The following is a 12,920-nucleotide window of genomic DNA, read 5'->3' as shown; positions in this document are numbered from 1 at the left end:
CGCCTTTCTCCATCCGGCAATTGCGCGGAACGTGATGTGACGGCGGGGCTCTTGGCCCCGCCGCTTTTATCAGAAGCTGGCGCGGGCCGTAATGCGGATATCTCGTCCGGCCAGTGGAGCAAAATCCTTCAGGAACGACGCATGGCGGCGCGCATCGACATCAAAGATGTTGTTGGCCGACAGCGCAAATGACAGCGGACGGTCATTGCCCCAGGGGCGATAATTCACTTGCGCATTGACCACGGTGAAGCTGGCGGTCTGCGTTTCAAAGGCCGTTGTGCGGTTCTGGCTGTCGCTCCATTCCACTTCGCCTCGCAAGTCCACGTTCTTGCCGTTCAGCGCCAGCCCGCCTTGTACGCGCAAGGGTGGAATACGCGGCGCAGGGCCGATGCCGACCACTTCGGCATGGACATAGTCGGCCAGTCCATCTGCCACCAGATCCATCCCGCCAAGCTTTGCCAGTGTGGCCGAGGCCTGCACTTCAAACCCGTAATAGCGCGCCTTGGCCTGGCCGAACTGATAGACAGGCAGCCCATCCTCGACCTCGCCCGTCAGGTCTTCATAGATGAAGTTGTCGAACCAGTTGTAATAGGCCGACGCTTCAAGGTTGAAGCCAGCCCCCTGCCCACGCAGCACCGCTTCCAGCCCGGTTGCGCGTTCCACCTTGAAGTCGGGGCTACCCACTTCAAAGGCCTGCGTTCCGGCGTGCGGACCGTTGGCGAACAGTTCTTCAGCCGAAGGCGCGCGGGCGGTGCGCGAAAGGTTCACGCCCAACCGCCAGCCCTGCGCAAAGCCATAGGACGCGCCAGCCGAGGCCGAGAGCGTATCGAACGTACGCTTGCCGCCAAAGAACTGTGGTTGATCGCCGGTGGGGAACGCCTGCGCCACCGTATGCTCATACCGCGCCCCGCCCTCCAGCTTCAGCGCGCCCAGATCGATCTGCTGTAACGTGAACAGGCCCAGTTGCTGCGTCGAGCTTTTAGGTAGAAATGCCTCGTCACCGATCACGTTGAAATCACGCGAGAAATACTGGACACCACTGGCCCCTTTCCACGCCCCGCGATCTGCTTGAACCAGTTCCAGACGCCCTTCCAAACCCTTGTTGTAGAACGCCGTGCCGATGGCCCCATCACCTTCAAGTTCAAAGTGGCGATAGCTGGCATAGCCCGCCCTGGCGCGGATGGATTTCAACAGACCGCCACCGGTTTCCACTTCAGCGCGCAAGTCCAGCCGGTCTTGCGCCACGTCAAGACGTGGGCCTTCCTGCTCCTCGCCCGGACGGACCGCATAACGAACGGGAACTCCGTAGAGGCTGTCATACCGGCTATAGGCGATGCCCATGTTGCCGCTATCGGTAATCAGCGCCGCGCCTACGCCTGCCGTCCATGTTTCGGCCCCGGAATTGGGCAAACGCCCCTTCAGTGCGGCATTTTCGGCAAAGCTGATGCCTTCAGCGCTCTGATCCTCATCCTCGGTCCCGGCATTGGCCAAGGCCGTGAGCCGTGCAACCGGGGCCAGCACGTTCCCGCCTACGCGCAAATTACCGGTCTTCATATAGCTGCCATCGGCATGGATCACGAACTTGCCCGCCAACGGCACGTCCACCGCACCGCCGACCGACCGCTCATCCGCCGCCGAACCATACGTGCCGATCATATCCACATGCACTGGCTCGTCGGGGATCTGGCGCGGAATGCGCTTGTCGATCACGTTCACGACGCCGCCAATGGCCGACGATCCGAACAACAGCGTTGCCGGGCCGCGCAGCACCTCGATCCGTTCAGCCAGCAACGGGTTGATCGCCACCGCATGATCCGCGCTAGTGTTGGAAACATCGAACGCGCCCACCCCGTCTGTCAGGATACGCACCCGCTCGCCCTGAAGCCCGCGCAGCACCGGACGCGATGCATTGGGACCAAAGGACGTGGCCGAAACGCCCGGAAAGCGGTCAAGTGTCTCCCCTAAAGTCGAGCGCAGCGCCTGCGCCAGCTCCTCTCCCTGCACCACCGATACGCCGGACAAGATATCCAGCCGGTCCCGCTGAAATGGCGCGGTCACCACGATTTGGGACGAAGGCTGCACATGGCCATCAGCTGGCGCTTCATCAGCCCATGCCTGCGGAACCATGACAGCACTGGCCAAAGCGCTGGAACCGGCAAGGAGCGCGAGGAGCTTCATCGAGGATATTCCTTCTTTGCATTCAGACACATCGGCCAGCCCAAACGAACCAGCGCAGACTCATGCCCGCCCCTTAACCCGACCGTCCAAATGTTACAAGATATCATAACAACCTTTATTGCGCGCCTTTTTCAGCAAGCGGCGGCAACCATGGTAAGTCGTCAGGCCGTCAGATCAGGCATCATCAGACAAGGCCCCGCGCACGCCGGCCGGACGCCAAGGCTGGCCCAGGCGTGCCTCGAATCGGTCACGCAGCGCCCAGACCCAACCAATGCGGCGCTCAGCCAGACCGGGCATGCTCAACAGATCGCCACCCAGCCACGGCAAATAGGGATTGCGCCGGGAATAGGACCATATCTCCACCCGCTCTCCCGCCTTTGCCGATGCCCCGCGCGCATGGAAGCCCACCGTATCGGCCACGACCAGCGTATTAGCCGGAACCGCCAGCCCTTCGGCCGCTGGCAGGCCCATCGCGTCAAGATCGCTCGTTGCCACACGCGGCGATCCGCGCGCGGAAAGCCGGTCAATCGCGCGTGGATCGGCCATGCTCCGTCGCTGCTCCCATGCCAGACGCTGCGGCGTGAACCGATGCGATCCCCGGACATAGGTGAACGGACCATCCTGCGCGGTCACCGGATTGAGAAAGAGCCAAGATTTCAACGAGGAATGAAAGCTGTCGGCATGCAGCGCTTCTTGCGGATCAGCCTCATTCGCGCCGGTATGGCTGACGATTGTCTGGATGTAATGCAGCGGCGTTGTGCGGAAACCCGCAACATAATTCAGCAGCGCCACCAGATCCTGCCGCGCCAGCAAAGCGCGCAACGCCGGAATCGCTGCCAGCATATCGGGATCAACCGCCAGCCTGCGCGTGATGGCATCGCCCTGCCGCATTTCGCGCGCGGGCCCGCGATAGCCCAGAATGGCCGCGCGCAAGGCCGGGAAGTCCGCCTGCGGCACAACGTCATGGATGGCGACAAATCCGTCCCGATCAAACGCGGCCACCCATTCGGGCCGCACATGACGCGCCAGCCGCCTGCGCCGCCAGTCACACATGGCTGACGCCAGCCGCACCCGCGCCACATGTAAGCCGTACCGGTTCAGCCTGCGCGAGCCGATCAGTGGATTGTCGAGGAAACTCTTTGCCCCGGTCAGCAATTGCAGCGCCCAAACAGGGGCCATCAATGTCTTGCCGACGGCTGCGGTCAATCGCATGCGAACTCCTGCGCTGCCCCGCACGTCCCCAAGGAGGCGAACTAAGCGGCCTTTACCAGCGCGTCAATCGCCTGCAACTTCGCCACAAGCGGTTCAAAATCAGCAAGTGGCAGCGCGTTTGGCCCATCAGACAGGGCATTGGCAGGATCAGGGTGCGTTTCCATGAAGAGGCCCGCCACGCCCGCAGCCACTGCCGCCCGCGCCAGCAGTGGCACAAACTCGCTCTGTCCACCCGACCTTTCGCCAAGCCCGCCGGGCTGTTGCACGGAATGGGTGGCATCAAACACCACGGGACACCCGGTTTGCGCCATGATTGCCAATCCACGCATGTCTGAAACCAGCGTATTATAGCCAAACGAAACACCACGATCGCACAGCATGAAGTTGTCCGCATTCTGCCCGGCGGCGCTGGCTGCATTGCGTGCCTTTGCCGCAACTTGCATCATGTCGGCGGGGGCCATGAATTGGCCCTTCTTGATGTTCACCGGCTTGCCTGATGCTGCAACAGCAGCAATGAAATCAGTCTGACGAGCGAGGAAAGCAGGAGTCTGCAATACGTCCGCCACTTGCGCCACCGCGGCAACCTGTTCTCGCTCATGCACATCGGTCAGTATCGGCAACCCAGTCGTCGCACGCACCTTTTCCAGAATGCGCAAACCTTCATCGATACCTGGACCGCGAAACGACTTGTCCGAACTACGGTTCGCTTTGTCGAAGGAACTCTTGTAAATCAGAAGAATACCAAGGCGTGCTGCGCATGCTGCAAGACTCTCGGCTACAGAAAGCGCATGATGCTCGCTCTCGATCACACACGGCCCGGCGATCACGAACAGCGGGTTTTTTCCTCCGATATGATGGTTGCAAAGCAGCATAAGTGTCGTGGCTCACTTTTCTTGGCATTGGCAATGCCGTCTAGAACGGTCTATGGCCATCAGGATGGAATGAAGAACTCCTTGGCGAAGAACATGGCCACTGACAACGGCTAGTTATTTCGATCATCTGAAACCTGGCGGAGGGGGCTACGCGCAGGAATGACAGAAGAGACGTTCGAATATGCAGGTAAAAAAGAAACAGATGAACGCAGAATTGCCCCACAATCCATACAAGGTTTCTGCACTAAAAACTGTCGACACCGAAATTCAGGCGTTGGAATCTCTCAAGAATGTTCTTGAAGACTACCAGTTCAGCACCGCATTGCGTCGCGCAATCGATGCCATGGCCCGGACGCGAGGCCGCGTTGTTGTCAGCGGCATGGGCAAAAGTGGCCACATTGGCCGCAAGATTGCCGCAACATTACGGTCAACCGGCACGCCTGCGCTGTTCCTCCACCCCGGCGAAGCCAGCCACGGCGATCTTGGGCTGATTACTTCGAACGACATCGTTCTGGCCATCACATGGTCGGGAGAGACGAGCGAACTCGCCGATATCTTCAACTACTGCAACCATTTTGACATAACTCTGATCGTGGCGACGGCTCATGCGGACAGCACTGCAGCCCGCGCCGCCGATATCTGCCTCGATCTGCCGCAAGTGCGTGAAGCCTGTCCGAACGATCTTGCCCCCACATCATCCACCACGCTGCAACTGGTACTGGGCGACGTGCTGGCCGTCGCCCTTATCGAAGCACGCGGATTCACGCCTTCTGACTTCCGCATATTCCATCCCGGCGGAAAGCTGGGCGCACAATTGCTGACCGTCGATCATGTGATGGGCACCGGCGCGGCTATACCCAAGGTCAACCGCACCGCGTCACTCAGCAGTGCTACCATTGAAATGAGCCGAAAGCGCTATGGCGCAACTGCCGTAATCGAGGGTGATGATCGCCTTGTCGGCGCATTCACCGATGGCGATCTGCGGCGCTGTATCGCAATCTACAGTCTGGAAGACGAAATCGGCCTGCACATGTCGCCCAACCCGGTGGCAGTGCCGCGCGAAATGTTGTGTTCGGACGCGCTGCGCATTCTCAACGAAAATGCCGTCTCGGTGCTGTTCGTGGTTGATGGGGAAAAGCTGGTCGGCGTTGTCCACATGCACGACATCGTAAGGGCCGGAATTGTCTGAACGGACCGATTCCGGCCTACCGGCGGATGAAATGCCTGCCGATCTGATCGTCGTGCCGGCACGCTTTGGCTCCACCCGCCTGCCGGGCAAACCCTTACTGCCCATCGCAGGGCGCACCTTGCTGGAACGGGTCGTGGCCGTGGCACGCGCGGCAGCAGCAGATGCAGGACATTGCGACGTGGTTGTGGCCACCGATGATGCGCGTATTGCCGATCATGCGCACGCAATCGGCGCCTGTGTGGCGATGACGTCTGCTGACCTCGATTCCGGCACCATGCGCGCCCACGCTGCGGCCCTGCTACGGTCGAAAAAGCCTGCGCGCATTATCAACCTGCAAGGCGATGCACCATTCATTCCATCAGCCATCGTCGCCAATCTGCTGCGCACGCTGCGCACCGGCGGAGCCGATGTCGCCACTCCGGTTTTCCAACTAGATTGGGACAGACTGGACCGACTGCGTCAGCATAAACTGTCCGCACCGTTCAGCGGCACCACCTGCACCCGTGATGCCACCGGGCGCGCCCTGTGGTTTTCCAAAACCATCATTCCTGCCATCCGCAACGAGGCAAAATTGCGGGAAACAGCGCCCTGCCCGGTGTGGCAGCACCTTGGCCTCTATGGCTATACCCTGCCCGCGCTGGAATGGTTCGCCGCCGCCGCCCCCGGCACCTACGAAAGGATCGAAGGGCTGGAGCAACTGCGCTTTATCGAAAACGGCTGGACCATCGCGACTGTTTCGGTGGACGTCCCCGCACATGTGCTTTCCGGCATCGACACGCCGCAAGACCTTGCTATGGCTGAACAGGCCATCGCCCGCTTGGGCGATCCTTTTCCGGTCTGACCAGAAGCACTAGTCCGCACCATGCTTGTCATCGTCCGCCACGGCAACACCTTCGGCGCTGAAGAAACGCCACGTCGGATTGGCGCCCGCACCGACTTGCCGTTGACCGGTAGGGGGCATGAACAGGCAGGCCTGCTGGGCGCGCACTTTGCCGGAATGGGTTGGCAGTTCAGCCGCGCACTGGTTTCGCCGTTGCTGCGCACGATGCAGACCGCACAGGCCATTCTGGCAGCACAGACCGGTGCCGTATCCATCCAGACTGCCGACTTCCTGCGCGAAATCGATCATGGCCCGGATGAGAACCGCAGCGAGGCCGACGTCGTTGCCCGCATTGGCGTTTCCGCACTAGAATCATGGGACAAATCCGCCAGTCCGCCGCCCGGCTGGATCGTCGATGCCGACGGACGGATCGCAGCGTGGCAGACCGTTTTGGCAAGCTTGACGGAAAATTGCCCGCCAACCTTGTTGGTCACCAGCAATGGCGCGGCGCGGTTTGCGCTCCTCGCCGATTCCGCCTTGCGCTCCATAGCGCCGACGCTGCCTTCGCTGAAGTTGCCGACCGGTGGCTATGGCGTGATCCGCCGCCTGCCTGACGGCGCGCTGGACGTGCCATGTTGGGGCCAGCGACCATGACTCTGCCAGCCCCTGCCCCCATTCTCCGCGCGCCGCCATTTCCCGGCGCGCCGGTTCATATTTCCGTCGATCTGGCGGGAGTTTCTAGCACAACGGATGCCTTGGCACTTGTGCGAAAAGCCCGTGTCGGCGGGACGTTCTGGGCGGAACCAGCCAGACTGGACAAGCCCGCAACAGTGTTGATCCGCCCCGCTTCGGCGCTAGACGCGGAAAACCTAGCGGCAACACTTGATGCCGGAATCACAGCCGTAGCACTGTGGATTGCCCCATCGCAATCGGTAGATCCATGGTCCGTGTTGGAGGGCGCCGGCCGCCTGATCGTGCATGGCGATGACGAATGGCTGGCCTTGGCGCGAATTGCCGGGGTGGAAACACAGGTGCTTTCGTCCGGGCGGTTCGGCGGGCCGGAAGACGATGACGCGACGCTCGATGGGAATGCCTTTCAAGCCATTGCGAATGCTGCCTATTTCGATCCTTTCACCGGCAAGCCGACAACGCTGGAGGCCACGGTTGAACTGCTGGCGGAATGGCGGCGGCTGATCGCAGCCAACCGGCAGATCGCAGTCGCGGCGGGCATGGCGTGGTGGAAGCGCGAGGAAATCCGGCGGTTTCTATGGGTGCCCGAAATGCCGCTACGCTTTGCCCGTAATGGCACACAAGCACTTGCTATTGCAAGGAAACATGGCGGCGGCGTGGCAATTTGGCCATCGCGCGTTTCGCCCGGATTGATCGCACAGGCGCGTGAACAGCGCACCCCGCTGGTACGAGTTGAGGATGGTTTTGTCCGGTCGGTGGGGCTTGGCAGCAACCTTGTTCCGCCCAGTTCCGTGGTGGTTGACCATGCCGGTATCCATTTTGACCCGCGTGACCCAAGCGACCTTGAAACATACCTGAACGGTGCCTGCTTCAACCCAAGGCTTCTGGAACGCGCCAGAACCCTACGCGAAACCATCGTGAAAGCAGGCATCAGCAAATACCATGTCGGCACCGGGGCGGCCCCTGCGCAGGACGTGCCCCAACGACAGCCCGATCGCCGCCTTGTGCTTGTCCCGGCGCAAGTCGAAGATGACATGTCGGTGCTCGCCGGAGGCGGCGGTCTGCAATCCAACCTTGAACTGCTACGCCGCGTGCGGGCAATGGAGCCGGATGCTGAAATCTGGTTCCGCCCCCACCCCGATGTCGATGCCGGGCACCGCAAGGGTGCCGTTGCTGACGATGCCGCGCTGCAATTTGCCGACCGCATCGTGCGCGGCGGCGGCATGGCGGCCCTGTTGGATCGGGTGGACGCCGTGCATGTGCTGACATCGCTGACCGGTTTCGAAGCGCTTATGCGCGGGCGGGAGGTAACCTGCCACGGCACGCCCTTCTATGCCGGCTGGGGTCTGACCCGCGATCTGGGCGAAGTGCCCGAACGGCGGCAGCGGCGGCTTTCGCTGGATGAATTGGTGGCGGGCGTGCTGATCCTGTATCCGCGCTATCTGGACCCGGTCACCGGCCTGCCCTGCCCGCCCGAAGTGCTGGTGGCGCGCATGGCGCAGGCGCGCGCGCCCAACCGGTTGGGCTGGGTCGCGCCGATCCGCAAATGGCAAGGACGGCTTATGGCGATGCTGCGATGAGCGCGGTCATCCTTGACATATCGCGCCTGATTTCGCGCGTCCGCTATTCCACGCCATCGGGGGTGGACCGCGTGGAAATGGCCTATGCCCGCGGGTTGCAGCGGCTGTATGGCAATGCCTTGGCGTTTGCCGCCGTTCATCCCACCGGCCTGTATGGTCGGATCGCACCGGAAGTGGCGCTCGCGTATCTTGATGAACTGGACCACCGCTGGACGGCTGAAGATAATGGCCCGCGCCAACGGTCGATCCCGTCGGTCCTGCCATGGTTGGCACGCCTGCTGCCGAAACGACCATCCGGCAAGGAGGCAGGCAATCGTCCAGTCTATGTCCAAGTATCGCCTCACCACCTGACCCGCACCGACAAGGTGCGCAGGATTCTGGCACAGGAAAGTGCGCGCTTCGTGTGCATGGTGCACGATCTAATCCCGATAGAATTTCCCGAATATGCGCGGCCTGGTGGCGCAGATCTGCATCGCAAACGCATGGATACGCTGGCGGCCTGCGCCGATGCGGTTATCGTCAATTCTGCGGCAACGGGGCGCTCGTTCCAGCCGTGGATAGAGCGTAGCGGGCGAAACATCGACGTGCATGTAGCCCTGTTGGGCACCGAACCGATGGCCCCCCCCTCAATCAGCGCCCCAGCCAAGACCGGACCGGATGAACGGCCATGGTTTGTCTGCCTTGGCACGATAGAGCCGCGCAAAAACCACCTGCTGCTGCTGCACCTGTGGCGGCATCTTGCCGAAACCCTGCCAGCAGGCGACGTGCCCCGGCTGGTCATCATCGGCAAGCGCGGGTGGGAGAATGAGCAGGTTCTGGACATGCTGGACCGCTGCCCCGCGCTGCGCCCGCATGTGGAGGAAGTGAGCGGCTGTTCCGACGTCCAGTTGGCCACGCTGTTGCGCGGCGCGCGCGCGTTGCTGATGCCGTCCTTTGCCGAAGGGTTTGGAATGCCTGTGGCCGAAGCGCTGTCAGTGGGCGTACCGGTGATCTGCAGCGATATCCCTGCGCACCATGAAGTGGGCGGCGATGCGCCCGATTATATCGATCCGCTGGACGGGCCGGGCTGGAAAGCCGCGATACTGGACCACGCCTGTCGGGGGCCGACGCATGTCGCGCAAATGCAGCGCCTAGACACATGGCAAGAGCCAACATGGGACCGGCATATGAAGATTGCGGCTGAAGCAATCGCCGGGCTTTGCCCGTAAGAATACGGTGTGGCGCCGCGCCGCAATCAGCCGCGCGGTTTGAGCGAGGTTATGGCGGTGCCCAGAACACGGTCCCAGAACAGCGCGGTAATGGCATAGTTGCCGCCGGTTTCGACGTGATGATGCCGCATGTGATGCTTCTTCAACATCTGCGCGAACCGTCCACGCATGGGCCACTGGTGGCAGGCATAATGCACCAGATCATACGCGACATAGCCCAACATGAAGCCGAAGAACGTCCAGTTGGCAGCACTGCCCACAACCAGATGGCACACCGCCCAAACGACACCCGCAATGGGAAAACTGCCGATGGGTGGCATCAGGTTGCGCAGGGGATCATTGGGCACATCATGGTGATTGCCGTGCATCACGAACACACAACCGCGAATCAGCGCGCTGCGCGATTCCCAGTGAAACAGGAAGCGATGCATCGCGTATTCAAACAGGGACCAAACCGCGACACCAAGCGCGACCAGCGCAATAGCGTGCGCCCAATCCACAGTCCCTGCGGCAGTCCATGCGATGAACGGCAAGCCGATAGCCCAGACAATCAAGAAGCCGGGCAGCGAGATCCTGGTCAAACTTTCAAGCCGTTCGTTACGAAACAGCCGGACCTGCCCATCGTGTTGATTGCGACTTGCCATTAGGGGTATGCTGGACAAGACACCGCCCATCATGTCAAGCGTAATTCAGTGGGTTATGGTTGGGGTGACCGCAGATTTTCGACAAGTGGAGTGCGATAAATCCGAAGCCACTCTGGTCAAAATTTCCGCACTGCAACATAAACCAGCGATTTTCAATGGACGAGCCGTCCATGGGAATAGTGTTGAAGTGATGACAGATAATTTAATCCATTCCCGATATAAATCGGCAGCACAGGCGCCTGCTTTGCAGGTGCTGATCGTGGGCGCATCGGGCGAACTGGGTGGGGCGCTGGCCTGCCATTACGCCGGACTGGGGGCCAGCCTGACCCTTTGGGGCCGCGATGCCGCGCGATTGGACCGCATATCCCGCGCCTGCACCGACGCTGGAGCACGCACGACAGACACCGCCAGCGTCGATTTGAATGATACCCGCCTTATGCTGGACCGAGCCACGGCAGCAGACACGGCAACACCATTCGATTTGCTGGTGATCGCATCCGGCCGGGGCGACATTCGTGATGCGGGCGCACGATGCGAAAATGCGCTGACGGTAGCCGAAATGGTGCAGGTAAACTTTGCCGGACCAGCAGCGCTTGCCACGGCACTGGGCGAGCGGATGGCAGCGCGGGGCAAAGGGCAGATCGTGCTGATCGGATCGGCCGCCGCGTTCCACGCCCTGCCTTTTGCCACCGCCTATGCCGGATCGAAGGCAGGGCTGGCGCGGTTTGCCGAAGGTTTGCGCATAAACCTGAAACGACATGGGGTAAGCGTGACCCTGGTCTCGCCTGGGTTCATCAACACGCAAGCTGCCCGCAACGTGCCCGGCCCGAAACCGCTGGCATTGAGCGCACAGCGCGCAGCAGCACTGATAGCAAGGGCCACAGCGCGCGGCACAAGCCACGTCATCATGCCATGGCCCTTTGCCCTGCTGCGGGTGGTTGACCGCATGTTGCCGCGCCCCGTGCGGGAACGGCTGCTGCAGGCGCTGGCTCCTGAAGGACGTTAGGATGCCAGCAATTCAGCCACCGTGTGGTGCAGATCGGCCGGGGTGAGATCCACCTTACGCCTTTCACCTGGAATGATATCTCCCTGCGAATCCAGCCTTATAATCACATAAGGCGTGTGCCGTGCGCCGCCCGGCATGGAAAGACCGGGGATGGCAGGGCGGTGATCGCCAAAAAACACCAGCGTGGCCGGGCGGCCCAAAGTGCCAAGATCATGGCTCAGGCCGGCCAGCATGGCATCGCCTTTACGCACCAGACGCATGTAATCATGTTCAAGCTCGGCCGGACTGGCCGCCCATGGCCCGTGGTTTTCGATAGTGACCGCATAGATCAGCGTTGCGGTCGCAGCATCGCGGGCCAGCCGCATGATCTCGCCCGCGATGGCTGCATCGCTGACATAACGCCCCTCACCCGGCCCCGGCGGGGAAAAGCGATCTTCGCCCACCAGTTCGGCAAAACCGCCTGCCTGCATAATCTCTTCACGGTTGTAGAACCGCAGATCGTGGGGGTGGACAAACAGGCTGTGCCAACCTGCACCGTGAAGGCGCGCAGGAAGGGCATAACTGGCTTCGCCCTGTGCGGTAAGGAAGGGATCGAACCTGCGGAATCCCAGTTCATCTTCCCCCCGCCCGAACAGCACGCCATATTCGGTGCGCATGGTATAAGCGCCAAAGCCGCTGACCATCAGGTTGCCCCACTGCCAAGCCTGCGCGCGCGCGGCGGCAAGTCCGGGCAGCGACAGCGCGGCATTGCCGAACAGTTCGACCGGATCGGCAAAGGATTCACACTGCACGATCACCGCAACAGGGCGTTCATTGGCCCGATCTGCTGGCCGGGCGGGAAACGGAACGCGGGGTGCCGGATCGGGGGTTTCACGCCACCGCTGCCAGTGAAGCAGGATGGTCGGCAGCAACCCATGCCGCTCGACATCGGCCTCGGCATCGGGCGTTTGCGCCAAGTCCGCCCACGGCGAAAGACGCAACAGCACACGGATCAGCGTGATGCCGCCCAGCACCATGGCGAGTCCGATGACATGGGGTTGCCAGAGAGGCACGAATAGCGCCCAGAGCGTCACCGGCAGAAGCACCCCCAGCGCTCCCAGCGCGGCCTTCTGCACCGGCCCCAGTGCCGAAAGATAGAACTGCGGATGCCGGAATACCGCACCGATCAGGGCAAGGTCGGAAAAGACCAGCGCTTCGCCCAGCATGGCCCGCTTGGCATTGGAAACGATGGTAAAAAGGGCAACGATGCCAAGCGACAACAGGGCAGCGGCGGGGACATTGCCACACAGCAGCAGGAGCAGACCGAAGACCGAAGCGACGATCAGCGTGTGCAGGCACAGGCCCGCCATGCTGCGCAGGTGCAACAACACCCGAATGGCAGGGCGGGGCTTGACTGTCGCGTCGAGTAGCAGCGCGCCTACCAAGAATGCCAGAAACATCAGCACCTTGCCTGCCTCCAGCTTTCCAAAATCAAAACAACGCATAGCGTATTTGCAGGCGGTGCCCATACCAAGCCGGTCC

General features: G+C 61.6%; 11 protein-coding genes. 6 read left to right on the top strand and 5 right to left on the bottom strand.

The features are described 5' to 3' along the window. Window positions 1–69: 69 nt before the first annotated feature. From OVA07_RS08140 to kdsA, 3 genes are all read right to left on the bottom strand, one after another. Window positions 70–2,178, bottom strand: coding sequence for a TonB-dependent receptor (locus OVA07_RS08140; protein WP_268170951.1), 2,109 nt, complete (start codon window positions 2,176–2,178; stop codon window positions 70–72). A gap of 174 nt (window positions 2,179–2,352) precedes the next feature. Further along, a complete protein-coding gene (locus OVA07_RS08135; RefSeq protein WP_268170950.1) occupies window positions 2,353–3,390 on the bottom strand; it encodes a phytanoyl-CoA dioxygenase family protein in 1,038 nt (345 codons plus the stop codon). Between the two features lie 41 nt (window positions 3,391–3,431). Further along, on the bottom strand, window positions 3,432–4,262 hold the full coding sequence (gene kdsA, locus OVA07_RS08130; protein ID WP_268170949.1) for a 3-deoxy-8-phosphooctulonate synthase: 831 nt from the start codon (window positions 4,260–4,262) through the stop codon (window positions 3,432–3,434). A 202-nt stretch (window positions 4,263–4,464) separates the two neighbouring features. On the opposite strand from kdsA, the gene OVA07_RS08125 reads away from it, so the two are divergent. Genes OVA07_RS08125 through OVA07_RS08105 form a run of 5 tightly spaced genes read left to right on the top strand, consistent with a single transcriptional unit; the run spans window position 4,465 to window position 9,749 of the window. After that, window positions 4,465–5,451 carry a KpsF/GutQ family sugar-phosphate isomerase gene (locus OVA07_RS08125; protein ID WP_268170948.1) on the top strand — a complete coding sequence of 329 codons (987 nt, stop codon included), beginning with the start codon at window positions 4,465–4,467 and terminating at the stop codon, window positions 5,449–5,451. 31 nt (window positions 5,452–5,482) lie between these two features. Further along, the gene (locus OVA07_RS08120) at window positions 5,483–6,292 is read left to right on the top strand and encodes a 3-deoxy-manno-octulosonate cytidylyltransferase (RefSeq protein ID WP_268172653.1); all 810 of its coding nucleotides are present in this window, start codon (window positions 5,483–5,485) and stop codon (window positions 6,290–6,292) included. Window positions 6,293–6,313: 21 nt separating this feature from the next. Further along, complete coding sequence (locus OVA07_RS08115; RefSeq protein ID WP_268170947.1) at window positions 6,314–6,925, top strand: histidine phosphatase family protein; 612 nt, start codon at window positions 6,314–6,316, stop codon at window positions 6,923–6,925. Next, entirely contained in the window at window positions 6,922–8,541 is a 1,620-nt protein-coding gene (locus OVA07_RS08110) for a capsular polysaccharide export protein, LipB/KpsS family (RefSeq protein ID WP_268170946.1), read from the top strand. Before OVA07_RS08115 ends, OVA07_RS08110 begins: the two co-directional genes overlap by 4 nt. Continuing rightward, a complete protein-coding gene (locus OVA07_RS08105) occupies window positions 8,538–9,749 on the top strand; it encodes a glycosyltransferase family 4 protein (protein ID WP_268170945.1) in 1,212 nt (403 codons plus the stop codon). The genes OVA07_RS08110 and OVA07_RS08105 overlap by 4 nt, the downstream gene beginning before the upstream one ends. Before the next feature lie 26 nt (window positions 9,750–9,775). Here OVA07_RS08105 and OVA07_RS08100 read toward each other — a convergent pair whose 3' ends face one another. After that, window positions 9,776–10,393, bottom strand: a complete 618-nt coding sequence (locus OVA07_RS08100; RefSeq protein WP_268170944.1) for a sterol desaturase family protein — start codon at window positions 10,391–10,393, stop codon at window positions 9,776–9,778. A 250-nt stretch (window positions 10,394–10,643) separates the two neighbouring features. Between OVA07_RS08100 and OVA07_RS08095 the strand changes: the two genes are divergently transcribed. Beyond that, a complete protein-coding gene (locus OVA07_RS08095; RefSeq protein WP_268172652.1) occupies window positions 10,644–11,399 on the top strand; it encodes an SDR family NAD(P)-dependent oxidoreductase in 756 nt (251 codons plus the stop codon). On the opposite strand, the gene OVA07_RS08090 is transcribed toward OVA07_RS08095, so the two are convergent. Next, window positions 11,396–12,838: an LTA synthase family protein gene (locus OVA07_RS08090; protein ID WP_268170943.1), complete on the bottom strand. Its 1,443-nt coding sequence runs from the start codon at window positions 12,836–12,838 to the stop codon at window positions 11,396–11,398. The two genes, OVA07_RS08095 and OVA07_RS08090, sit on opposite strands and share 4 nt — an antisense overlap. Between the last annotated feature and the right edge of the window lie 82 nt (window positions 12,839–12,920).

The organism is Novosphingobium sp. SL115 (assembly GCF_026672515.1).
GTDB lineage: Bacteria > Pseudomonadota > Alphaproteobacteria > Sphingomonadales > Sphingomonadaceae > Novosphingobium.
The sequence above is the reverse complement of the archived record's forward strand: the minus strand, read 5'-3'. Positions and strand labels throughout refer to the sequence as shown.